General features: G+C 55.7%; 20 protein-coding genes and 1 pseudogene. 9 read left to right on the forward strand and 12 right to left on the reverse strand.

What is annotated here, in order from left to right; translation table 11 throughout:
- Nucleotides 1-232: 232 nt before the first annotated feature.
- Both GTP69_RS21055 and GTP69_RS21060 read left to right on the forward strand, forming a co-directional pair.
- Entirely contained in the window at nt 233-1,201 is a 969-nt protein-coding gene (locus GTP69_RS21055) for a sensor domain-containing diguanylate cyclase (RefSeq protein ID WP_161056691.1), read from the forward strand.
- On the forward strand, nt 1,198-2,133 hold the full coding sequence (locus GTP69_RS21060; protein ID WP_161056692.1) for an SMP-30/gluconolactonase/LRE family protein: 936 nt from the start codon (nt 1,198-1,200) through the stop codon (nt 2,131-2,133). The genes GTP69_RS21055 and GTP69_RS21060 overlap by 4 nt, the downstream gene beginning before the upstream one ends.
- Before the next feature lie 96 nt (nt 2,134-2,229).
- Here the strand turns inward: GTP69_RS21060 and mnmE are convergent, their stop codons facing one another.
- The 5 genes from mnmE to rpmH form a co-directional block, all read right to left on the reverse strand.
- Nucleotides 2,230-3,609 carry a tRNA uridine-5-carboxymethylaminomethyl(34) synthesis GTPase MnmE gene (mnmE, locus tag GTP69_RS21065; protein WP_161056693.1) on the reverse strand — a complete coding sequence of 460 codons (1,380 nt, stop codon included), beginning with the start codon at nt 3,607-3,609 and terminating at the stop codon, nt 2,230-2,232.
- 69 nt (nt 3,610-3,678) lie between these two features.
- On the reverse strand, nt 3,679-5,430 hold the full coding sequence (gene yidC, locus GTP69_RS21070) for a membrane protein insertase YidC (RefSeq protein ID WP_161056694.1): 1,752 nt from the start codon (nt 5,428-5,430) through the stop codon (nt 3,679-3,681).
- A 9-nt stretch (nt 5,431-5,439) separates the two neighbouring features.
- Nucleotides 5,440-5,703 carry a membrane protein insertion efficiency factor YidD gene (gene yidD / locus GTP69_RS21075; protein WP_110845728.1) on the reverse strand — a complete coding sequence of 88 codons (264 nt, stop codon included), beginning with the start codon at nt 5,701-5,703 and terminating at the stop codon, nt 5,440-5,442.
- Nucleotides 5,700-6,125 carry a ribonuclease P protein component gene (rnpA, locus tag GTP69_RS21080; RefSeq protein WP_161056788.1) on the reverse strand — a complete coding sequence of 142 codons (426 nt, stop codon included), beginning with the start codon at nt 6,123-6,125 and terminating at the stop codon, nt 5,700-5,702. The genes yidD and rnpA overlap by 4 nt, the downstream gene beginning before the upstream one ends.
- 48 nt (nt 6,126-6,173) lie before the next feature.
- Nucleotides 6,174-6,308 carry a 50S ribosomal protein L34 gene (rpmH, locus tag GTP69_RS21085; protein WP_040378179.1) on the reverse strand — a complete coding sequence of 45 codons (135 nt, stop codon included), beginning with the start codon at nt 6,306-6,308 and terminating at the stop codon, nt 6,174-6,176.
- Between the two features lie 388 nt (nt 6,309-6,696).
- Between rpmH and dnaA the strand changes: the two genes are divergently transcribed.
- The 3 genes from dnaA (at nt 6,697) to gyrB (ending at nt 11,849) form a co-directional block, all read left to right on the forward strand.
- On the forward strand, nt 6,697-8,100 hold the full coding sequence (gene dnaA, locus GTP69_RS21090) for a chromosomal replication initiator protein DnaA (RefSeq protein ID WP_110845729.1): 1,404 nt from the start codon (nt 6,697-6,699) through the stop codon (nt 8,098-8,100).
- A gap of 101 nt (nt 8,101-8,201) precedes the next feature.
- The gene (gene dnaN, locus GTP69_RS21095; protein WP_161056695.1) at nt 8,202-9,308 is read left to right on the forward strand and encodes a DNA polymerase III subunit beta; all 1,107 of its coding nucleotides are present in this window, start codon (nt 8,202-8,204) and stop codon (nt 9,306-9,308) included.
- 48 nt (nt 9,309-9,356) lie between these two features.
- Entirely contained in the window at nt 9,357-11,849 is a 2,493-nt protein-coding gene (gene gyrB / locus GTP69_RS21100; RefSeq protein ID WP_161056696.1) for a DNA topoisomerase (ATP-hydrolyzing) subunit B, read from the forward strand.
- A gap of 278 nt (nt 11,850-12,127) precedes the next feature.
- Here gyrB and GTP69_RS21105 read toward each other — a convergent pair whose 3' ends face one another.
- The 6 genes from GTP69_RS21105 to GTP69_RS21130 all read right to left on the reverse strand — a co-directional run bounded on the left by GTP69_RS21105 (nt 12,128) and on the right by GTP69_RS21130 (nt 19,811).
- Nucleotides 12,128-12,850 carry a YuaM family protein gene (locus GTP69_RS21105; RefSeq protein ID WP_161056697.1) on the reverse strand — a complete coding sequence of 241 codons (723 nt, stop codon included), beginning with the start codon at nt 12,848-12,850 and terminating at the stop codon, nt 12,128-12,130.
- A gap of 277 nt (nt 12,851-13,127) precedes the next feature.
- Nucleotides 13,128-13,982, reverse strand: coding sequence for a hypothetical protein (locus GTP69_RS21110; protein WP_161056698.1), 855 nt, complete (start codon nt 13,980-13,982; stop codon nt 13,128-13,130).
- 1,083 nt (nt 13,983-15,065) lie between these two features.
- Complete coding sequence (locus GTP69_RS21115; protein WP_161056699.1) at nt 15,066-16,493, reverse strand: hypothetical protein; 1,428 nt, start codon at nt 16,491-16,493, stop codon at nt 15,066-15,068.
- Nucleotides 16,494-16,708: 215 nt separating this feature from the next.
- On the reverse strand, nt 16,709-17,146 hold the full coding sequence (locus tag GTP69_RS21120; protein WP_161056700.1) for a hypothetical protein: 438 nt from the start codon (nt 17,144-17,146) through the stop codon (nt 16,709-16,711).
- Between the two features lie 391 nt (nt 17,147-17,537).
- Nucleotides 17,538-18,575: a hypothetical protein gene (locus GTP69_RS21125; protein WP_161056701.1), complete on the reverse strand. Its 1,038-nt coding sequence runs from the start codon at nt 18,573-18,575 to the stop codon at nt 17,538-17,540.
- 285 nt (nt 18,576-18,860) lie between these two features.
- Nucleotides 18,861-19,811 (reverse strand): IS110 family RNA-guided transposase, encoded by a 951-nt coding sequence (locus GTP69_RS21130; protein ID WP_161056702.1) that lies wholly within the window; start codon nt 19,809-19,811, stop codon nt 18,861-18,863.
- 249 nt (nt 19,812-20,060) lie between these two features.
- On the opposite strand from GTP69_RS21130, the gene GTP69_RS21135 reads away from it, so the two are divergent.
- Entirely contained in the window at nt 20,061-20,303 is a 243-nt protein-coding gene (locus GTP69_RS21135; protein WP_161056703.1) for a hypothetical protein, read from the forward strand.
- 74 nt (nt 20,304-20,377) lie between these two features.
- Here the strand turns inward: GTP69_RS21135 and GTP69_RS21140 are convergent.
- A pseudogene (locus GTP69_RS21140) lies at nt 20,378-20,754 on the reverse strand (helix-turn-helix domain-containing protein); the annotation flags it as partial.
- A gap of 454 nt (nt 20,755-21,208) precedes the next feature.
- Between GTP69_RS21140 and yhhA the strand changes: the two are divergent.
- The 3 genes from yhhA to yhhC are packed head-to-tail and all read left to right on the forward strand — an operon-like array spanning nt 21,209 to nt 23,094.
- Entirely contained in the window at nt 21,209-21,391 is a 183-nt protein-coding gene (yhhA, locus tag GTP69_RS31870; RefSeq protein WP_371868047.1) for a YhhA family cyclophane-containing RiPP, read from the forward strand.
- A 6-nt stretch (nt 21,392-21,397) separates the two neighbouring features.
- Nucleotides 21,398-22,519, forward strand: a complete 1,122-nt coding sequence (gene yhhB / locus GTP69_RS21145; RefSeq protein WP_161056704.1) for a cyclophane-forming radical SAM/SPASM peptide maturase YhhB — start codon at nt 21,398-21,400, stop codon at nt 22,517-22,519.
- Entirely contained in the window at nt 22,516-23,094 is a 579-nt protein-coding gene (gene yhhC / locus GTP69_RS21150) for a cyclophane-containing peptide 2OG-Fe(II) oxygenase YhhC (RefSeq protein WP_161056705.1), read from the forward strand. The genes yhhB and yhhC overlap by 4 nt, the downstream gene beginning before the upstream one ends.
- Nucleotide 23,095 lies beyond the last annotated feature (1 nt).

Consider the following 23,095-nt stretch of genomic DNA (forward strand, 5'->3'; position numbering starts at 1 on the left):
GGTAAGTTGCAAGATTACTTCAGCGGAATTGCCACAGATATGAGATTTCTCAACGGTTGCATGAAACCGCATATCCGTTTGCGACGATCAATAATAGCAGGTTACATGCGACGACCACATCTACCCCCAGCCCCAATATTTTCAATGAAAAATGGCGAGGCGATAGTACGGCAAGCCGCACGCCTGCCCGTATAATCGTGGCACGTTTATCATTCCTGTCAGGAAAGCACGCATGTCAGATTCATCGCTTAGCCCGCTCCTGTCCGCGCGCGTGCTCGGACTGGCCCAGCTGGGATTGATCGTCCTCGACATCAACCAGCACATCGTCATGTGGAACCAGTGGATGGCCAGCCGCTCGGGCAAATCGGCGCACCGCGTGCTGGGCCAGGACCTGTTCGACCTGTACGGCGAACTGCGCGGCCAGCGGCTGGAGCAGGCGGTACAGAGCGCAATGCAGAGCAACCTGCCGCAGCAATTATCGCCGGCGCTGAATCCGTCGCCGTTCCCGTTGTACCCGGCCGGCACCTGGGGCGGCGAACGGGTCGAACAGGCGGTGTCGGTAACGCCGTTCAACGAAGGCAAGGAACGCTACTGCCTCATCGAAGTCAGCGACATCAGCACCATCGTCGGCCGCGAGCGCCAGTTGCGCAGCCAGGCCGAACAGCTGCGCGCGCAATCGTATGTCGACGGTTTGACCGGCATCGCCAACCGCCGCCACTTCGACGTCGCGCTCGACCGCGAACTGCGGCGCGCGCAGCGCAACGACGGCCAGCTGTCGCTGCTGCTGATGGACATCGACTCGTTCAAGGCCTACAACGACCACTTCGGCCACCAGCAAGGCGATGCCTGCCTGACCTTGGTGGCGGAAGCGTTTGCCGCCACCCTGCAACGGCCAGCCGACCTGGCGGCGCGCTACGGCGGCGAAGAATTCGGCGCCGTGCTGCCGGACACCAGCAGCGAACAGGCGGCGCTGGTGGCGGAAACCATCCGCGCCAAGATCGCCTCGCTCAGCATTAACCACTCGCCGGCGGCCACCCGGCCGCACGTCACCATGAGCATCGGCGTGGCCACCTTCGACAAAGACAAACTGGCCGACGCCGCCGCCATGCTGGCCGCCGCCGACAGCTGTTTGTACGCGGCCAAGAAAGCCGGCCGCGATTGTGTCATCGTCTATCAACAACAACAGGAGAATGCAGCATGATGTTACGCAGTGCCCTTACCTTGGCGGCCGTGCTGGCCGCGCCGTATGCCCTCTCCGCACCGGCGGCCTGCACCGGCAAAGCCCCATCCGGCGACCTGACGGCGACCCGCATCGCCGCCGCCAATTCGACCCGCACTGAACCGGGCTTGTACGAAGGCCCCGTGTGGATCAAAGACGCGCTGTACTTCTCCGACTTCACGTTTGGCCCGGGCTTCCCGTCGCGCATCATGAAGCTGGATGCCAGCGGCAAAGTCAGCGTGGCAATCGAGGACAGCGGCAGCAACGGCCTGGCCACCGACGGTCACGGCAACATCATCGCCGCCACCCACAAGTGGAAATCGGTGTCGCTGTACACGCTGGACGGCAAGCGCAGCGACCTGGTCAGCAAGTTTGACGGCAACGTCTTCAACTCGCCGAACGACATGGCGATGGCGTCGGATGACACGCTCTACTTCAGCGATCCGGACTTCCAGCGCACCGCCGCGCCGGGCGGCCAGGACAAGACGCGCGTGTACCGCGTGGGCACCGACGGCAAGGTCACGGTGGTAGATGACACGCTGAAAAATCCGAACGGCGTATCGCTGTCGCCGAAAGAAGACGTGCTGTACGTGAACGGCATGGTGGGCGAACACGGCGTGCTACGCGCCTATCCGATCGTCAACGGCGTGCCGCAGGCCGGCAAGGATCTTGTCGAGCAACTGGGTATTCCGGACGGCATGGCGGTGGACTGCTACGGCAACATCTACGTCAGCGAGCACACCGACAAGCGGCTGCGCGTCTTCACGCCGGCGGGCAAACAGATCGCCACCATCAAGGTCGACGCCAACGTCACCAACGCCGCCTTCGGTGGCGCCGACGGCAAGACCCTCTACATCACCGGCGCCGGCGCGCTGTGGCAACTGAAACTGGACGTGACCGGTTCGCCATACTAAACCACTCCGGGGTCAGGTCCGGCACCTAGACACGAGCGCAACTGTAGCAGCCGCTAAAGTTGAGTTCGTGTCCGAATGCCGGACCTGACCCCGGGTTTATTTGCCGATACAGAAGCGGCTGAAGATGACGCCTAGCAGGTCGTCGGAGGAGAAGGCGCCGGTGATGCTCGACAGCTGAACTTGCGCCAGCCGCAGTTCTTCGGCGAACAGGTCCAGCGACTGGTCGTTCTGCGCGGCGTGCTCGCCGGCGCGGGCCAGGTGGGCGCCGGCATTTTTCAGGGCGATCAGGTGGCGTTCGCGCGCCAGGTACAGCGATTCGCCCGTCTGCTGCCAGCCGGCGATGCGCAGCAGTTCCTTGCGCAGCAAATCAATCCCGACGTGGTCGTGTGCCGACAGGTAGATGTGGGTGGCGTCTTCCATCACGTCCACCGCCGGCTTGTGGCCGGACAAATCAATCTTGTTCCAGATGCGCAGCACCGGCACGCCTTCCGGGAACGCGGCCATGATGTTTTCGTCGGCGCGCGACGGACCGTGGTCGGCGTCCAGCAGGTGCAGGATGACGTCAGCCTTGCCGATCTCGCCCCAGGTGCGTTCGATGCCGATGCGCTCCACCACGTCCACCGCTTCTTCCGGTGCGCGGATGCCGGCGGTGTCGATGATGTTCAGCGGGATGCCTTCGATCTGGATGGTTTCGGTCACCTTGTCGCGTGTGGTGCCGGCGATCGGCGTGACGATCGCCACGTCATTACCCGCCAACGCATTCAGCAGCGATGATTTGCCGACGTTGGGCTGGCCGACCAGCACCACGTTCAGCCCTTCGCGCAGCAGCGCGCCTTGCGCCGCCTGCTTGAACACTTGCTCCAACGCGGTAACGATGCTCTTCAGTTGCCCACGCGCGTCGGATTTCTCCAGGAAGTCGATTTCTTCTTCCGGGAAATCCAGCGTGGCTTCCACCAGCATGCGCAGGTTGGTGACGCTGCCGACCAGCGTATTCACAGTTTTCGAGAACGCACCCGACAGCGATTGCGACGCCGATTTGGCCGCCGCTTCGGTCGAGGCGTCGATCAGGTCGGCCACCGCTTCGGCTTGCGCCAGGTCGAGCTTGTCATTGAGGTAGGCGCGGCGGGTAAATTCGCCCGGCTCGGCCAGCCGCAGGCCGAGGTCTTCGCCGGCTTCCAGCACGCGCGCCAGCAGCATTTGCAGCACGATCGGGCCGCCGTGGCCTTGCAGTTCCAGCACGTCTTCCCCGGTGTACGAATTCGGTCCCTTGAACCAGATGGCGATGCCCTGGTCGATGATGCTGCCGTCGGCCTGCTTGAACGGGATGTAGGTGGCGTGGCGCGGCTTGAGCGCGTCGCCGCCGAACAGCGCGCCAATCAGCGCTTGCAGGTTTTTGCCGGAGGCGCGCACGACGCCGATGCCGCCGCGTCCTGGTGCAGTGGCGATGGCGGCGATAGGGGAAGAGTCGATGTTCATAAACGGATTGTAAGGTAAATAAAAAAAGCCCGCGATCAACACGGGCTTTTAGGCAACAGCTTGTGGCGCTTACGCCTTGGCAGGCGCCGGGGTACCGAATTTCTTGGAAATCACATACTGTTGAGCAATCGACAGCACGTTATTCACCACCCAGTACAGCACCAGGCCGGACGGGAAGAAGAAGAACATCACCGAGAACGCCAGCGGCATGAACAGCATCATCTTCGCTTGCATCGGATCAGCCGGCGCAGGGTTCAGCTTGGTCGTGATGAACATCGAAATCGCGTACAGCACCGGCAGGATCGCATACGGATCGTGCTGGGCCAGGTCGGTGATCCAGCCAATCCATGGCGCGCCGCGGATTTCCACCGCCGATTGCAGCACGTAGTACAGCGAAATGAACACCGGCATCTGCACCAGGATCGGCAGGCAGCCGCCCAGCGGATTGATCTTCTCGGCCTTGTACAGTTCCATCGTGGCCTGGTTCATCTTGGCCGGGTCGCCTTTGTAGCGCTCGCGGATGGCTTGCATCTTCGGCGTCACCAGCTTGACCTTGGCCATGCTGCGGTAACCGGCAGCCGACAGCGGGAAGAACAGCAGCTTGATCAGGATGGTGAACACAATAATGGTCCAGCCCCAGTTACCCAGCAGCGAGTGGATGTAGTTGATCACGGCGAACATCGGCTTGGCGATCATGGCCAGGAAGCCGTAGTCGCGCACCAGGATCAGGCCCGGCGCGGTCTCGTCCAGCAGCTTGGCTTCCTGCGGGCCGGAGAACAGCTTGGCGTCATTGCTGACAGTGGCGCCCGGTGCAATCGTGCCCAGCGGCTGCTTGACGGCGATGCCGTACACATTGCTGGCAATCTTCGAGGTCTCGATTTCATGCGTCAGCTTAGGCTGCGGAATGAAGGCCGAGACGAAGAAGTGCTGCGAAATCGCGATCCAGCCGTTGTCGGCCTTGACGGCGTGGTCCTGCACCATCGGTTTGCCGGTCTTGGCCGCTTCGGCCGCTTCTTTTTCCAGCGTGTCGAACTTCAGCTTCTCGTAGTGCTTTTCTTCGGTGTACAGCGTTGGACCGGTGTAGCTGCTGTTGAAGAACGAATCGCCGGCCGGCTTGTTGCCGTCATGCGCCAGTTGCAGGTACAGCGTCGGCGTGACCGGTGCGGCGCCGACGTTGGTCACGTCATGGCGTACATCGATGACGTAGTCGTTGCGCTTGAAGGTAAAGGTCTTGGTCAGCTTGACGCCGCCCTCTTCCGATTCCAGCACCAGTTGTACCTGGTTGCCATTGTCCAGCATGCGCGGACCTGGCTTGGCCACGAACGGGCTGGTATGGTTAGGCAGCGCGCCCGACGGACCGTACAAGCCGGTCTGGGCCAGATAGGTCTTGCCGATGCCGGCATCGACGTCGAACAGCACCACGTTCTTGGTGTTGTCGCCCGGCTCACACCATTTGAACAGGCCGCCGCAGCCGCCGAACCAGCCTGGATGGCCGTTTTCCTTGAACTTCAGCAGTTCCAGGCGCTTGATGACACCGCCCTGGGTGTCGATGTCGGCGCGGACCACGTCGGTAGTGATGGTGATGCGCTCGGCCTTGAACGGCGCCACATCAGTGGCGCCGGCAACTGCGGCGGCCGCTCCTGGCACGGCGGCGGCGGCGCTGGCGGAGGCGTCGGCTTTTTTCGCCTCAGCCACCTTGGCGGCCGGCGGCGCCGGTGCAAACATCGATGGATGGCCGGTCGAGACTTGCCAGTTGTTCCACAGAACAACCAGCGACACCGCGAACACGATCCACAGAATGGTACGTTTATTGATATCCATTAGGTATTTTCAGGAGTGGTTGCAACCGCAAGCGGTCGTTGAAGAATTCGATTTGCCGTCGGCCGGGGGCACAGGGTCAAGCCCGCCCTCGTGCCACGGATGGCAGCGGCAGACGCGCTTGACGGCCAGCCAACTGCCCTTGCCGGCGCCGTGCACTTGCAACGCTTCCAGCGCATAGTTCGAGCAGCTCGGATAAAACCGGCAGCTCGGCGTCATCATCGGGCTGATGGCCAGTTGATAAAAGCGCAAGAGGAAGCGAAGCACGGTTTTCATGGCGACCTAGGTGGAGGCGGCGGCGATGAAGGCAAGGCCGGTTTGCCGGACAGTTTGGCCTGGGCAGCGAACAGGCGCGTCAATTCCACCCGCAAGGCTGCTTTCAGCTTTGCAGTGGTGGCCGGTCCATCCTTGCTGTTGACCGGCTTGGCCAGGCGCACGACACAGTCGATCGCCGGCAGACCGGTCACGCGGAACAGTTCGCGGGTCACGCGCTTGATCGTGTTGCGGGTGGCGGCACGCGGCGCAAAGCGCTTGGCCACCACGACGCCCAGCCGCGCATGCGGCAATTGGTTGGGACAGGTGTACAGCACGAAGTGCGCGCTTTTTTGGCTAGGGCGCAAACGAAAAACGGATGAAAATTCATCCGTTTTAACGATACGCCGAGCGCGCGCGAAGTCGTGTGAACCTTCGCCTGTCAAGCCGCTGTTGATGCAGCTGTCCACGCGATCAGCTAACAAGCTAATGGCTTATACAGCCAGACGCTTGCGGCCTTTGGCGCGGCGTGCGTTCAGCACTTGGCGGCCACCACGGGTAGCCATGCGTGCGCGGAAACCGTGGGTACGCTTACGGCGTACAACGGAAGGTTGGTAAGTACGTTTCATGTTGGTCTCGCTTAAAGCAAAAAAAATGCAAAATCGGGTCAGACGGCCCGTCAGTTTTTGGTGCCAATGACACTTCGCGCACCTATGCCAACGCTATCCGGCACAAGCTGGGTCCATCTCATCGCCCGCTAAATCCTCGCTACTCCATATCGCTATCCATGTGAAGAAACAAGGAATACGGGCGGGGAACCCTGAATTATCAGCATTTCGTCCCCGCTTGTCAACAACTGACTGCCCCATCCAACCATCGCCGGCGGCCGGCGGCGGCGAAAAAATCCTGACGTGCCTGTGGATAACTTAGGCGAGCGAGAGTAGAATAGCGCGTTACGTGTGAAAAACTTCAAAGTTGCCCACACCCTTATACAGTAAGAACACAGATAGTAGATTCATGGAAAATTTTTGGCAGACCTGCTCCGCCCAGCTGGAGCTGGAGCTGACGCCGCAACAATTCAGCGCTTGGATTAAGCCGCTTATCCCCCTCGATTACGAGGCGGGCAAGCTGCGCGTGGCCGCGCCCAACCGATTCAAGCTGGACTGGGTCAAGACCCAGTTCGCCAGCCGCATCACGGCGCTTGCTTGCCAGTACTGGGAGCAGCCGACCGAAGTGCAGTTCGTGCTCGATCCGCGCCTGTCGGCGCCGAAAAAAGTCGCGACCACCGCACCGGTGCCGGATGTCAACGGCGGCGCGCCGAGCAACAACGCCCGCCTGGCGCTGACCGATCCGGCGCCGTCGGTGCCGGAAATGCCGGCCTCGGCCCAGCCGCGACGCGAACAAAGCCGCATCAACACCGACCTGACCTTCGACAGCTTCGTCACCGGTAAGGCCAACCAGCTGGCGCGCGCCGCCGCCATCCAGGTGGCGAATAACCCGGGCGTGTCGTACAACCCGCTGTTTTTCTACGGCGGCGTTGGCTTGGGTAAGACCCACTTGATCCATGCCATCGGCAACCAGGTGATGGCCGACCAGCCGGGCGCGCGCATCCGCTACATCCACGCCGAGCAGTACGTGCGCGACGTGGTGACCGCCTACCAGCGCAAGGGTTTCGACGACTTCAAGCATTACTACCACTCGCTGGACATGCTGCTGATCGATGATATTCAATTCTTCGGCGGCAAGAGTCGTACCCAGGAAGAATTCTTCTACGCGTTTGAAGCCCTGATCGCCGCCAAGAAACAGATCATCATCACCTCGGACACCTATCCGAAAGAGATCACCGGCATGGATGACCGCCTGATCTCGCGCTTCGATTCCGGCCTGACGGTCGCCATCGAGCCGCCGGAACTGGAAATGCGGGTGGCGATTCTGCTCAAGAAAGCCAAGCAGGAAGGCGTGACCTTCTCGGATGACGTCGCCTTCTTCGTGGCCAAGCACCTGCGCTCCAACGTGCGCGAGCTGGAAGGCGCGCTGCGCAAGATCCTGGCGTACTCGCGTTTCCACGGCAAGGACATCACGATCGACATCGTGAAAGAAGCGCTGAAAGACTTGCTGTCGGTGCAAAACCGCCAGATTTCGGTGGAAAACATCCAGAAGACCGTGGCCGACTTCTTCAACATCAAGGTGGCGGACATGTATTCCAAGCGCCGGCCGGCCAATATCGCCCGCCCGCGCCAGATCGCCATGTACCTGGCCAAGGAGCTGACGCAGAAATCGCTGCCGGAAATCGGCGAACTGTTCGGCGGCCGCGACCACACCACCGTGCTGCACGCGGTGCGCAAGATCGCCCTCGACCGCACCAAAAATCCGGAATGCAACCACGAATTGCACGTTCTGGAGCAAACACTCAAGGGCTAGCCGCAGACAGGCTTTGGCTTTATCATTTAGTCAAACCTGTCCGCCTGCTCACAAGGCAAAAGTATCAAAAAACATCATTAAATTTTTACTGAGGATAAGCTATGCAATTGGTCAAAACCACCCGTGATACGCTACTCCGGCCACTGCAGATCGTGAGTGGTATTGTCGAGCGTCGGCACACTATGCCGATTCTGGCCAATATCCTCATCCGCAAAGAGGGCGAGAGCGTATCCTTCCTGTCGACCGACACCGAAGTCCAGATCACCACCATCGCTGAAATCGGCTCCGGCGCCGACGTCACCGGCACCACCGTGGCCGCGCGCAAGCTGCTCGACATCCTGCGCGCGCTGCCGGAATCGGGCGACGTCACCATCACGCTGCAAAACAAGCGCTTGGCCGTGGCCTCGGGCAAATCGCGCTTCGCGCTGCAAACCCTGGCGGCGGAAGAATTCCCGACCGTGCAGCAGGCCGACAGCTACAGCGCCACCGTCACCCTGCCGCAGAAAACCCTGAAGCACCTGTTCAACATGGTGCACTTCTCGATGGCCCAGCAGGACATCCGCTACTACCTGAACGGCCTGCTGCTGGTTCTGGACGGCAACAACGTGATCGCCGTGGCCACCGACGGCCACCGCCTGGCGTTCTGCCAGGTGGAAACCGAGCAATCGTTCGCGCGCCAGGAAGTCATCATCCCGCGCAAGACCATCATCGAACTGCAGCGCCTGCTGGAAGAAAACGACGAGCCGGTGCAGTTGGACATCGCCGCCAACCAGGTCAAGCTGACCTTCGCCGACATCGAGCTGATCTCGAAACTGGTGGAAGGCAAGTTCCCCGACTACACGCGCGTGATTCCGAAGGGCTACAAAAACGAATTCACGATCGGCCGCGATGAATTGCTGCGTTCGCTGCAACGCGCCGCCATCATGACCAGCGACAAATTCAAGGGCGTGCGCTGCATCATCGCGCCGGGCGTCATGAAGATCAGCTCGACCAATGCCGACCAGGAAGAGGCCGTGGAAGAACTGGAAATCGACTACGGCGGCGACAGCGTCGACATCGGCTTCAACGTCACCTACCTGCTGGACGTGCTGAACAACCTGAAATGCGACCAGATCAACGTGGCGCTGGGCGATTCGAACTCGTCGGCCCTGATCTCGATCCCGGAAAATACCGACTTCAAGTACGTCGTCATGCCGATGCGCATTTAAGTTAGACCGTCTGAGCACCTTAGTAATCGATAACAGAGAAAGCAGCACATGTCCGAAGAGAATGCAGTCCCCGCGGTAAAGAATGATGAATACGGCGCCTCCTCGATCCAGATCCTGGAAGGTCTGGAAGCAGTCCGCAAACGTCCCGGCATGTACATCGGCGACACCTCGGACGGCACCGGTCTGCACCACCTGGTGTTCGAGGTGCTGGACAACTCGATCGATGAATCGCTGGCCGGCTATTGCACCGAGATCCACGTCACCATCCACTCCGACAACTCGATCTCGATCACCGACAACGGCCGCGGCATTCCCGTCGGCCTGAAGATGGACGACAAGCACGAGCCGAAGCGCTCGGCCGCTGAAATCGTGCTGACCGAACTGCACGCCGGCGGCAAGTTCGACCAGAACTCGTACAAAGTCTCCGGCGGCCTGCACGGCGTCGGCGTATCGTGCGTCAACGCCCTGTCCAAACTGCTGCGCGTGACCATCCGCCGCGACGGCAAAGTGCACGAAATGGAATTCGTGCGCGGCGTGGCGCAAGACCGCCAGCTGGAAACCCGCGACGGTGTGCTGGTCTCGCCGATCAAGGTCATCGGCGAAACCGACAAGCGCGGCACCGACGTCCACTTCTGGGCCGACGAAGAAATCTTCACCCACGTCGAATTCCACTACGAAATCCTGGCCAAGCGGATTCGCGAACTGTCGTTCCTGAATAACGGCGTCAACATCAAGCTGACCGACCAGCGCACCGGCAAGGAAGAACTGTTCGCGTTCGAAGGCGGCACCCGTGGCTTCGTCGAATACATCAACAAAGCCAAGACCGTGCTGCACCCGACCGTGTTCCAGGCCACCGGCGACCGCATGTCGGACCAGAACACCAACATCTCGGTCGACGTCTCGATGCAGTGGAACGACGCCTACAACGAACAGGTGCTGTGCTTCACCAACAACATCCCGCAGCGCGACGGCGGCACCCACCTGACCGGCCTGCGCGCGGCGATGACCCGCGTCATCAACAAATACATCGACGAGCACGACTTCGCCAAGAAGGCGAAAGTGGAAATCTCCGGCGACGACATGCGCGAAGGCCTGACCTGCGTGCTGTCGGTCAAAGTGCCTGAGCCGAAATTCTCGTCGCAGACCAAGGACAAGCTGGTGTCGTCCGAAGTGCGCGGCCCGGTCGAAGAGATCGTCGCCAAGACGCTGTCGGACTACCTGCAGGAAAAACCGAACGACGCCAAAATCATCTGCGGCAAGATCGTCGAAGCGGCGCGCGCGCGCGAAGCGGCCCGCAAGGCACGCGACCTTACCCGCCGCAAAGGCGTCATGGACGGCCTCGGCCTGTCGTCGAAACTGGCCGACTGCCAGGAACGCGACCCGGCGCTGTGCGAACTGTACATCGTCGAGGGTGACTCCGCAGGCGGCTCGGCCAAGCAAGGCCGCGACCGCAAGTTCCAGGCCATCCTGCCGCTGCGCGGTAAAGTGTTGAACGTGGAAAAGGCGCGCTTTGAAAAAATGCTGTCGTCGGAACAGATCACCACGCTGATCGCCACGCTCGGCACCTCGATCGGCCCGGACGAATTCAACGTCGAAAAACTGCGCTACCACCGCATCATCATCATGACCGATGCGGACGTCGACGGCGCCCACATCCGTACCCTGCTGCTGACGCTGTTCTACCGCCAGATGCCGGAACTGGTCGAACGCGGCCACATCTACATCGCCCAGCCGCCTCTGTACAAGGTCAAGGCCGGCCGCGACGAACGTTACCTGAAGGACGACGCGGAAGAAGCGACCTATATGATGAACGTGGCGCTGAACACCGCCGTGCTGACGCCGCGCGAAGGCGCCGAGCCGATCCAGGGCGAAGCGCTGGGCGAACTGGTACGCCAGTTCAACCTGGCCAACGTCATCATGACGCGCCTGACGCGCATGATCGACCGCGCCGCGCTGACCGCCATCATGACCGGCGTGACGCTGGACCTGGGCACGCAAGAGGCTGCCGAAGCCTCGGCGCGCGCGCTGGAAGAAAACATCAACGACATCGCCGTCAAAGTCTCGGTGCGTTCGGACGAACTGAACGAACAGCACCTGCTGTGGATCGAGCGCATGCACCACGGTAACGTCAAAGTCAGCTCGATCGACGCCGACTTCGTGCGCAGCGCCGACTACCGCGTGCTGGCCGAAGCCGCCGCCACCTTCACCGGCCTGCTGGGCGAAGGCGCCTACGTGCGCCGCGGCGAAGGCGAGCGCACCAAGGAATCGGCCGTGGTCGACTTCCACCAGGCAATGCAGTGGCTGCGTGATGAATCGGAACGCGTGGTATCGAAACAGCGCTACAAAGGGCTGGGCGAGATGAACCCGGAACAGCTGTGGGAAACCACCATGGACCCAACCGTGCGCCGCTTGCTGAAGGTGCAGATTGAGGATGCGATTGCTGCGGACCAGATCTTCACCACGCTGATGGGTGATGATGTGGAACCACGCCGTGCGTTTATTGAGAACAATGCGCTGCGCGCGGGGAACATTGACGTTTAAAGAAGTTGTAGCAGGAGCCATAACCTGAGATTTTGAGACGCATCCTTTGAGATTTTCATCCAGAGATGCGTTTCGATAGCTTGAGGCGGCACAGCCTACTAAGCTGAAATGGATGCCTGTATAATAAAGCTGTAGCCCATCGTGCCCCCTCTCCCGCCCCTGCTTATTGAAGGGACCTAAAGCCGGTGATGCCACTTTGGTATAGAGTCTAAAAGCCACCTTCGGGTGGCTTTTGACTTTCATGTGGTCCTATCATCCTTCGTTAGGTAAGCGTCTTGCTACTCGTCCTCCAGCTGAAAAATGGCGATAGCGAGCAGTTCCTTCTGATAGGTCCACTGCTTTATGAGGGCGTTGGCGAACATTGCTCCGATTGCCAAGCCTCCTATCGCCGCGCTCCCGATCAGATAGGTCTGCTGCATCCACTCCATGCCCGCCTTGGGAAAGTTGTTCCAAACCGTCCATGCGCCCGCGAGCATGGCGATCACAGCTACCTTGTCCGAGCCACCTACGCCGAATATAAGGCGGCTTTTCATGCGGTCGATACGGATGGACAGCCACTGCTCGGCCTGCTTCAGCGTCGCCAGCCCGAACTGGTGAAGGTCTTCCGCGTGAGCGAAATCGTGCGCCATTTCCAGCAGCCCCTGACGGAACATATGGGACTTGAAAAGCAGCAGGAAAATAGCGCTCGGGATCGTGTCGAGAATCATCCACGCGAGCGCTGCCGTCGACTGAATCACCGCAAGCGCCAAGGCGACCGTCAGCCATAGCTCGTTGCTGGAGTGCGACAGCCGAACCATCAACGCCAAGGCGCACAGCAGCAAGAACCCGCCACCGCCGATCCAGCGCAGGCCATTCGTTATCCTCGTGATTGCCTTCGCTAATGCGGTCTGCGTCGAAGCTCCGTCGATTTCCTTTTTTGCGTGCAGGCGCTCCAGCACAGCTTCAACTTCTTGCGACATATTGATGTACTCCGGGTCAAATGGGGAAATTCCCGGCAGCATTATCCCTGACGCCAAGCTGAATGATGGAGGGGCGCCGGCTAGTACTGTCATGCAGCATGGCTTCTATAGAAACTCCGCACCCCTCAAAAAAATCGCACAGCTCGCCTAAACCCGCATGATTAAAGGATTTGGCTGTGATTGACATACGGCCTTACACCGGTTCATTACCGGCTCGCTGCACAATGTAGCGCGGCGCCGGATTTGGCACTCGTTCGCGGGACTTTTGGCACAGTGAGAAGCTGAAAAATTGCGGGATATTTGGCGCTAGATGCCAGTTTTACCCCCTTAGCGCCTTGTTGTTCTGGCCGCTGAACTTCTCACAGAGATCGAATCCTTCAGCATCAAAACCTAACAATGCGACGTGGGCTATCCAGCTTCGGTTACTAAAGTAGTGAAGGTAATTCCGACGTATCTCCGACTCCAGTCGATCCAGCTGGATGGATTGTGAGTCAAAATGCCAAAGCGCCTCCGCTGAGAACCCGTTAGCCATAACTCCAAAGGTCGGCGAGAGGACACGTCCATTTACCTTCAGGTAATGGTTAATGTTTTTCTTTCGCAACGTTTTGATAGTGGCGGCATCGTGATTATCGACAGTCACTTCGCGAAAAACATCGTGAAGATAGGGCCAGTTTGAGTCAGCGATTTCGAGTAATTTAACGTCCTCGAAACTATCATCCTTCTTATGCGACTCAATCTGGATGAGGTGCGCAACGCCCTGATAGAAGCGGACGAACAAAAGGTAATCGGCGCGTTTCACTTTCCCTTTGGCGTCAAGCGTACAGATGCTGCTTAGGTGAAGGTGATGAATCCCCCAATATGTCAGCAGGTTGTCGCGCTGGCCGCCTAATTTCGCTAAGGTCGAAAGGTAAGGCGCAACCGTTGTGCCGGCTTTCAGCCGGGCAGTAATTTCATTGATGACACCTGAGAGCGCCGTGAACAGGGGGTTCGCGGCAAGTTGAGTGGAGATCGCGATCTTGTAAGGGACCGGCAAAACCATCCGCTCAGTGTGCGTGTGGAGCAAGTTATATCGCGTAACCGCGTCATGCGACGGGTTTGGTATGTACCCTAAGCCAAGGAGGCCGTTCGTAGTCAGCTGGTTAAAATCGGCCTTCAAGTCCATTAAAATCAGCATCGCATTCCCTTAGCGCCTCCAGATGCCAGCCATTCTATCCGAGTGGCTTGATCAGCCAAATCTGAACGCACTGGGTTTTCTTCGTTTACAGACCTTGGCGAGATCCTGTCGGCTGAGGGCCCACCGGTTAAACCGTCGCCAGATTAGCTTGTATCGCTCTCAGCACTTGGTATGGAATGGCTTAGTGTGCCGGATGACTGTATCCCCTCGATCAGCTCAGTTTTTGAATCCATACCCAATCGAGGGGTGGCACGTCCTTTAATTAGCAATCAGCCTTGCGCCAATGCGCTGGATTTGGGCGGTCTTGCCGGTGGCGCTCGCGTGCCACATGCACAGTGTATCCCTTCTGGCAAGCCCATTTCTCTGCTTCCAATTGGGTATTAGTTTTATGGACCTCAGCTTCGTTTACGATGACGACATGATGAGTCACACCATGCGTCTGATCATTGGATTTTGGGCGATATTCCACATAAGCATTTGTCATACATACCTCCGGTGAGATGAGCTGGACAGAAACATTTCGTTGTTTTAACTGCTGGAAAATATTACCGTAAGTTACACCCCACCATTCTCTCCAATTGCAACAAACTAGCCAACGGAGTGGTAAGTTTTACAGTCCTCCACGAGAAGGTGTTGATGTACCATTTCCACATGACAACTAACATGTGAGGATATATGACCTTCCCGATCAAAAGCGCGTTTGGCCCAGGTCTCAAGGGCCTTTTCGTCGATCCATTGCATTGCTGCTCCCTCTTGCCTTATGGCGCGCAGCGCCTACATCATTTATTGATAGAGGCGCGTTGAGCACTCTGAACATAGGCCAGTGTCTGCCGTATTGCGTGCCAAGTTTGATCGTCCGACAACAGCTTGAAACGGACCAGAAAATCCTCACTGAACGAGCTTTCCTGACCTAACTTGATTAATGCGGCTAAGGATAGCATGTTGCCAATGTGGAAAATACGCAAAATCTCACGCGCCTGATGGTGATCGCACTAATGGCATAGTTACGATCAACTAGACGGAAAAATCAATTTGATTAATTATGATTAAAGCGATTGACACATTTTTTCTACCATGGGACGTTCATCGGGTGTCTGTCGCTCTCATTAAAGGGGAGTCCGGTTGTGGTATCGGCAAAGGAGGAAGGGGCGACTTGCCATCCCATTTTCCACCGAGCGGTGGCAATGGAATTGGCGGAAGCGCCATGGGCACGACTGGCTTGGCTGGCGATGTAGGATGCTCATGTAATAGGCGCAGTTGGTCTGCGGTTAGCGAAATGGCCTGGGGAGGATTTTTTGGAGGCGGTTCATTCTCATGCACGAGATGGCGTTGCCGGTCAATGGCCGAGGCACGGGCCTGCATCGCGGTGTCGAGTATAGGTGCACTCAGTTCCAGGCTTACGCTTGCATCTTCCCATTTTGCCTTGATCTGATACGGCCCATAAAGCCTGTCGTCGCTCCCCTCTAGATTGATGCCAAGAATGGTCAAGGCATTTCGCCCGCTACTGTCATCAAGTACACGAACGAGTGCCCCGTTTTCGGGTAGAAAATGTAATAGCTTCGCATTATCCCGTTCGCCGTCGACAAGGGAACTGCTTGCGCTTCCTGGGTTGAAACTGTATGTCAAAGAGTTTTCTTCTACCTCTCTTGCGATAGGCGTGGACAAGGTGAAGGTGGTACCCATAACACAAGCAACACTGACATGGACGTCTAAGAACGCAACCTTACCTGCTTGTTGCCCGATGTCGTAGAGCAGGTCAACGATTCTGGGGTTCTCCTCCGGATCATCCTGCGGGCAGAAAGTATACGAACCACTGATGACGGGCATCGCTGCATCGGTCGCCTTTCTAAAGGACGGCAGTATGTCGTCGAACCATTCATGGAGCTGATCGGAGAACGAATGCAAGCCGCCGACGATGGTAATAACGAGGCCGATGACGCCTGCGTAGACATACGGAGGCCAGTTTGGAAGACGTGAGCCCCAGCTTGGCAGCTCTTCTTTCTTCTCCCGCGAAGCTTCCGCAACTCGCTTGGCCGCATCTACCTTTGCCTCCGACTGGAAATGGTCGCGTTTAATCAAGCGATCTATGCGCCGTTTCTCAGCTGACGTGCCGCCATCAAGGACGCTTGAAACACGCGCATAACAAGTGAAGTCAGCAATGGCGCGTTTTAGCACATCCTTGGTGATATCGAGCGGATCATCGAAGACACCCCAAACGATGAGTTTTTCCTTTCGTCGACTAAGTTCTGATTGATACGGATAAAGGAATATGGCCACGGCGCCAGTCGCCCCCTGTGAGAGCACGAGCGCTGCGCCGTGCTCGTGCGCAACTTCTGCGCTACCAGGAATGGGGCCAGCTGGATGCTGCCCAAAGAACAGCTGAATCGACCGGTGCGACTTATCTTGACGGACGTAGAGCATCTCATAATGGCCGTCCTGCTTGGCTTGTTCCACTACCGCCTGGAGCTGGAGTTCAACAAACTCGACTACGACGGTCTGCCAATTGATCAATCTATATCGGCGTAGATCGGCCGTTCGTCGCGGAAAAAGCTGCACAAATGCCTCGCAGTTTTATTGATGTTGGTTGAAATAGAGGCGAGAGCGCAGGGCGCGGTGCGCGAGGTTCTGTGTCCTCCGAGTAAATGACAGGCGACCCAAATGACTTCGGCGCAGTGCAGCTTTGCGAAAAGACCTGCCTGCTGTTGTCGGGTTGGATCTATGCGATCTTACCGGAGCGTGGCCGGCAGCTCCCAGGATTTAGTAAGGTCTAGCACATTCTGCGACAGTATCTTTTTTCTGCAGCCTAGCACTACTGCTGCTCTAGCGTTCTCGCTGCCTTCGCCTGACATGCTTAGCGTGAGCGAACCGCCGTCCCGCATCAATTTAGCGTCAATCGAAGTTCCTGAAGTTGGCCTAGACCAGGCTATCGCGTTGAGCTCTTCGTCATCATCGCATTTCGGCACCTGAACTCGTGCACCATTTGGCGCGAGAAGGATCGCATCAAGTCGGGTGTTGGGGTCGCGGTACATCATGCCAGTCGACCAATTATCGTATTCAGCACTGGCAGACACATAGCCCTCGTGTACGCCTTTGTTTTTCCCGATTGCGAACCCGGCAGTTAAACTGACGCTCGCTACGGCCAGGATTCCAAGCAACGCTTTCATGTAGATCTCCAATTTGATGTTGGCTCAACTCTAACAAAAACATTTCCATAAAACAATGTCTTGCCTAGGGCATAGCGCATCATCTGGCGATAATGCCGGCATCCTCACCAAGGATTTACCGTCCAGGTCAGCAGAAAGCTGAATGGCACTCAAGCACGGTAGCTCAGCGAAATTAGATAAGGTTGGCGTTGAACGGCGTGGTCAACAGGCGCTGCAGGCCTAGAAAGTCCTCTCCCATCCACTGTACTGGTGAAGACCATAGGTTAGCCTCACTTCTCCCCATGTAGAGCGTGTAGCTGCTATCAACACACACAAGTCGGTGCAAATCCTGCAACGCTATATCCATCTTCACGCTGAAGAACCCATCGCGAAACCGGACAAGTTGGCGCAATTAAATTATCCAAGAAAAGGGGAAAGGCTGAACTCGCCGGCAGCGAGTGCATCGAAATGATTCACTCAGCAGTAACCGCGCGGCATTATGTCGAGTAGACTTTAAAGGCGTATGACAGGTTGGACATTTTATGCGAGTACCAAGAGCATTGCTCATGCCTTTGGCGAGAGCATCAAAGTAACTTTCCGATTTCAATAGCCCGTGGCCATGTATAGATCGAAATACGAAAGCTTTTTTTCCACCCTGATCCATGGGCTTTATTCGTTCATACAAGGCCAAAATCAGATGGGCCATGTACAACAACATCGTGGGTAACGAGGTGTATAACAACGAATAAACGTCATCGTCTGCGGGATCTTTGAATATAAAATTAAAATTTTCAGGCGAAGTTCTAATTTCAATTCGGTCGGTGGTAACCAGATGCACGGCATGCTGGAAAAAACCGTAGAGTCCATAGCTATTGCTAGGCTCGAAAACAATTGAGTGGATCTCATCAGCGGTTACGACGTCTACAAGTTCTGTTTCGCTGATCGCTTTAGCAAGTATCTCCTTGCGGCGATTCCCCATAATCTTCTGCGTAATCTTTGTTGGATCACCTGAAGAAAACGCGTTGTAAAACCCATCCTCGTCAGCGACCATCCATGAGAGATACATCAAGTTATCAATCAACGGCTTGCGCAGAAGATTGAAGGCAGGAACAATCTTTCGCTTCTCGAAACAGCGAAGAGATTCATAGATGTGGTGACCGCAGTCCGCGACCATAGCCATGGTTATAGTGTTGAGCACGACTCTACGGGCTTGATGATGTAGCCCCAACTCTCTCAACGCGGTCACAGCATCGCGATTCTTAGCGAGAGTTGTGAACCTCTTACTTTGGGCTTTGTTCTCAAACTCAAACGAAACGATGTGCGCTTCAGCTGCCTCGTATTCAGCAAGCATCCTGACAAACTCGTCATGGACGAAGAAGCAATACTCGTGCGCTAGGCGCACTTCTTTCGGCAAATAATAAAGCCGCTTGGCAGGAATCAAAATGCCCATTTCCGAGCCGTCCTTGTAAATTTACTGTCGAGACCATACAAACTTCAACTACTCGGCGATAAGGTTTGTCAGTGCTTCACATACGCCGGCAGGACTTCAGCCGGTATCTATGGGGTGGTACGATATGGTTTTGCAATGCTAACAAAAACCAATAAATTATAGGAGAGTCTGATGGATGGATCGAACTGCCCACTCGAGGAAGGTGACCGAATTGATCACAAGCTCTTCGGATTAGGAACTGTTGTGGGCGCCCCCGTTGCAATGCAGGGATCAGCAACTGTCTTATCAGGTGAGGTAAATTGCTGACCAAGTTGTGTTGTTTTTCAAAATAGCGTTCAGAGTCACCAGAAGCTTGCGCATGCAGGCGACGAGAGCGACTTTCTTCAATTTTCCGCCCTCAAGCAGTTTTTGATAAAACTGCTTGATGACGGGGTTGTGTCTTGTCGCCACCAGTGTCGCCATGTAAAGCGTGGCGCGGACGCTGGCCCTCCCGCCCCATATCCGTCGTTTCCCTCTGAACTTTCCGCTATCTCGATTGAACGGGCACACACCTACTAAAGCGCAAATCGCCCTTCGGTCAAGGGTGCCCAATTCAGGAAGCTCGGCCAGCAGGGTGACCATCGTGACCGGACCAATGCCAGGCACGCAAGCCAGCAGATCGGCCTTGGCCTGCCAGACAGGGCTCGATTTGATCGCAGTATCCAAATCCGTATCTGCTCCCTTGATCCGCTGCCTGAGCCACTGTACGTGCTGATCGATTTCTTTCGCAATACGCGCTGGTGCCATCAACTTTCTATTTTGCTCGGCAGTGACCATGTCCACCAGTTGCCGCCGCCGCGTCAGAACGGCTTCAAGCTCGCGCGTTTCTTCGCTTTTGAAGGGCCGCAGCTGTGGACTGACCGCTTGCGCGAAACGTGCCAACATCAACGCATCAACCTGATCCGTTTTGGCCAACAAGCCGATCGCTTTGGCGAAATCACGCGCTTGACGGGGATTAACCACCACCACCGGCAACTGCGCGCTGACCATGGCTCCCACCGCTGCCGTTTCGAATCCGCCTGTCGCCTCAAGTACCACCAGGCTAGGTGACAGCTGACCGATTGCGTCAATGAGCTTTGGGTATCCCGCCTCGTCGTTTGAAAACTGCGCTGAAAACACCCCCCCATCGCAAGCTACGTCCAACGTTTTCTTGCTCACATCAATACCAATGAATACCTTCTTCAACTGCTTATCCATGATTCATCTCCCATTCTTACCGATACGGGCTCAGACCCTGACAACTGTTCGGGATTGATAGAATCGGGCATGTCGTCATAGGCTGACCCTCGGGATTCGCTCCCACAGACCCTTCAGACTGGCATGCCCTAAATCACAATGTACACAATTTTAAAGATATAAGACCTTCGGAGTGCTAGTAGCGTCAGCGACTCCGGTTGGAGCGTTCCGGTTAAATGGGATGACCCGACGCGCACCGCCCGAATCGTAATGCATAAAATGCTACGTAAAGTGTCGTCTCCAGACTCCAGACCCTTCGCTCACTGGGATCGACAGTGGCAGCCTTTACTGCAGGCTTGGCATGCCGCTCGACGAGATGTTGAACAACTTTCCTCAAGCTTCCGCCCAGCTCCCGATTTTCATGCCCTGAAACAAATGCAGGAAATTGAGCAAAAAGCATTCGAAGCAATGCAGCGTTTTTGGAATGCAGAGCAATTCGGCGAGCATCCCTAGACTCGCTTCAAGCGTCAGCTGATGCCGTATTCTTCCTTTGACGGATGTCGACGCGGCACTCAAGCAAATCGTACCAGCGCCGAGAGACGCTTCTTGAAAGACTCCAGATCGCGGCGCAGCCACACCGACCGGACGCCGGATGGAGAAATGAATATGCCGCGCTTGCGCGGCTCGTTGGAGGCACGGACTGCCCGAAGGCCGGCTGCTCCAGGCAAAACTCTACAACGGCGCTCTCCGTGGCTTCTTCCACGCGATTCTTTAGGTTGGGTTTCTTGCGATTTGCATCAATCAGAGCATCGACGCCGCCGGCTTCTACGGCTAATTGATAGCGATAAAACGTGTCTCGCGAAAATCCCATCACCTTGCAGGCACGGGACACATCACCCAGTTCGGTTGCTAAATTTAGCAAGCCGACTTTATGTTTGATGACACTTTGAGAAACACTGCTCATGGAGTTACTCCTTGGCGCTTTCGCGCTGGTTTAATAAAGATTCGCACCTCTATCAAACCGGGTACAAGTCCAGTACGACTGCGGCAAACAACTAACGTTCAGTAGGAGGGACTATTGTAGCCTTCAAGAAAGACTATTCCTACGTGGAGTCTCAACTATCCACATAGCAATAATTTGCAACACTGGCACGGAGCCGCCAGACGTCGTTAAGGCGCAGCATTGTGACATCTACCGATCACGTCATCCTTCTCCCGGCTCGGGCGCATAACTTCGGCCTATTTTTTATTTTGTAAGCTATTGTTTTTAAAAGAAATATTTAATTTTCTTGGCATTTAATAAAATTTAACATTTCTTCTATCTATTTGATTTTAAACGGAAATTTAAATTTATTTTGGAAATCAGTTACGTCGTATAATTGAACAAGTGGCATCCGCCACAGCTCACGAGGAAAATCATGCAGACATCTACATCTCCAGAGGTCCAGTCCAACGTCCGCGTAGGACAAGCCAACCTTGCGGTTGACCTCTCGCTCATCGCAAACCCTACTTTGGTGCGCTTGCTCGCAGAAGTTAAGAATGACGAAGGCAACACCATGGGTTCGTATGACCGCGCCCACAATCGCCACAATCGCTCATAAAGTCTTGTGGAAGTTGACACCGTCTTAGTAAAGGTAGCAAGTCGCTGCAATATCAATTGCAGCTACTGCTACGTTTACAACATGGGAGATGACGGCTGGAAAGATATGCCAGCCCTCATGTCCCAAGAAACGATAGAAGCATTGTCATCTGCACTAAAGACACTTTGCTCCGATCAGTCAACCCCGTTTGCCACCGTTCTGCACGGCGGAGAACCGCTCATGATGGGGGCTAGGCGACTGGCATACCTCTTATCAAAACTGCGCGGTGTGCTGCCTTTGACACATCCACTGTGCATTCAGACCAATGGCACTCTGATCACCGACGAAATCCTGGACACGTGTGCGGCCCATCATGTAGCGATATCCATCAGCATTGACGGCCCCAAGCCGGTTAACGATAAATTCCGCATTGGCCACAAAGGCGAAAGTACCTTCGAAAAGTTGGTAGCTGGTATTGATAGGCTTCGTAACCATCCTAAAGCTACACAACTCTATTCTGGCCTGCTTGCCGTTATTGATCCGCTTTCAGATCCTGCAGAGGTCTATTGGTTTTTAAAAAAACTCGGAGCACCATCGGTCGACTTTCTTCATAGAGACGGCAATCATAGCAATTTGCCGTTTGGGAAAGAATCTTTTGAATCAGTGGAGTATGGAACATGGCTCTCGGAGCTTTTTGATACCTATTTATCCGATACCTCGCCAATTAAGATCCGTTTTCTTGATGACCTAATGAAGATTTCAATGGGAGGACGAGGTGTCAAAGAAGGTATCGGTCAAAAGAGCTATGGCATCCTGATTGTCGAAACTGATGGGGCATTGACCAAGAATGACACGTTGAAAAGCTCATTTGATGGAGCTGATAAGTTTGAGACTCATTGGAACGTGCGCAATGATCAATTGTCAAAAATTGTTAAAACCGAAGAATTTTCAAAATACCATCGGCTACAGGTTCCTAGTGCAATTCAGTGTAAGACTTGTCCTCAACTAGCATCATGCGGCGGTGGCATGCCTCTTCATAGATGGCATGATAAGAATGGTTATGATAATCCTTCCGTATATTGCAACGATCAAAAATATCTTATTCAGAAAATCAACACTCGTCTTAAAGAAGAAGGAGTAATTTCTTGAGTCTCAACTTCTTCGACTCTTTGCAAAATTTCGAAACTCCATTTCCTCATGCCGTTTCGCCGAAAGCACTTAACCCAGACGACGCAGAGAAAATATTGCACTGGTTTGAAACAAGTGCACCCTGGAAACTTGTAGAGGAATCTTTCTATGAGCAGTACGAGTTCAGTCTCAAAGATGTGACTGCTCCTTTTGATATTGCTCCATTACTATCTAAAGAGTCACTCCAGCACCTCACTCTGTTAGTTGAAAAATGGTTCTGTGCTTCACTATCAGACAAGGTTGATGTCACAGCTCATAAACTTGTTCCGGGTCAAACAATACGAATACATAACGATTTCATTCCTGGACAAGAAACTCATCGAGTTCTTATTCAATTCAATCGTGGTTGGAAAGATGAAAATGGTGGGATGTTAATGCTATTTGGCAGCATGAATCCTACTGACATAAAAAAAGTATACCGGCCAGCCCACAATAGTGGCGTGGCTTTCGAAATCTCAAAAAAATCTCTCCATGCGGTTTCAACCATACACGACGGTGAACGTTTTACATTAGTTTTCTCGTTTTTCGAAAAATAAA

Origin of the sequence: Duganella levis, assembly GCF_009857605.1 — a bacterium.
GTDB classification, from domain to species: Bacteria; Pseudomonadota; Gammaproteobacteria; order Burkholderiales; family Burkholderiaceae_D; genus Rugamonas; species Rugamonas levis.

Coding starts and splice junctions, on each gene's coding strand:
- GTP69_RS21055 (WP_161056691.1), top strand. CDS start 233: ATGTCAGATTCATCGCTTAGCCCGCTCCTGTCCGCGCGCGTGCTCGGA.
- GTP69_RS21060 (WP_161056692.1), top strand. CDS start 1,198: ATGATGTTACGCAGTGCCCTTACCTTGGCGGCCGTGCTGGCCGCGCCG.
- mnmE (WP_161056693.1), bottom strand. CDS start 3,609: ATGAACATCGACTCTTCCCCTATCGCCGCCATCGCCACTGCACCAGGA.
- yidC (WP_161056694.1), bottom strand. CDS start 5,430: ATGGATATCAATAAACGTACCATTCTGTGGATCGTGTTCGCGGTGTCG.
- yidD (WP_110845728.1), bottom strand. CDS start 5,703: ATGAAAACCGTGCTTCGCTTCCTCTTGCGCTTTTATCAACTGGCCATC.
- rpmH (WP_040378179.1), bottom strand. CDS start 6,308: ATGAAACGTACTTACCAACCTTCCGTTGTACGCCGTAAGCGTACCCAC.
- dnaA (WP_110845729.1), top strand. CDS start 6,697: ATGGAAAATTTTTGGCAGACCTGCTCCGCCCAGCTGGAGCTGGAGCTG.
- dnaN (WP_161056695.1), top strand. CDS start 8,202: ATGCAATTGGTCAAAACCACCCGTGATACGCTACTCCGGCCACTGCAG.
- gyrB (WP_161056696.1), top strand. CDS start 9,357: ATGTCCGAAGAGAATGCAGTCCCCGCGGTAAAGAATGATGAATACGGC.
- GTP69_RS21105 (WP_161056697.1), bottom strand. CDS start 12,850: ATGCTGCCGGGAATTTCCCCATTTGACCCGGAGTACATCAATATGTCG.
- GTP69_RS21110 (WP_161056698.1), bottom strand. CDS start 13,982: ATGCTGATTTTAATGGACTTGAAGGCCGATTTTAACCAGCTGACTACG.
- GTP69_RS21120 (WP_161056700.1), bottom strand. CDS start 17,146: ATGAAAGCGTTGCTTGGAATCCTGGCCGTAGCGAGCGTCAGTTTAACT.
- GTP69_RS21125 (WP_161056701.1), bottom strand. CDS start 18,575: ATGGGCATTTTGATTCCTGCCAAGCGGCTTTATTATTTGCCGAAAGAA.
- GTP69_RS21130 (WP_161056702.1), bottom strand. CDS start 19,811: ATGGATAAGCAGTTGAAGAAGGTATTCATTGGTATTGATGTGAGCAAG.
- GTP69_RS21135 (WP_161056703.1), top strand. CDS start 20,061: ATGCATAAAATGCTACGTAAAGTGTCGTCTCCAGACTCCAGACCCTTC.
- yhhA (WP_371868047.1), top strand. CDS start 21,209: ATGCAGACATCTACATCTCCAGAGGTCCAGTCCAACGTCCGCGTAGGA.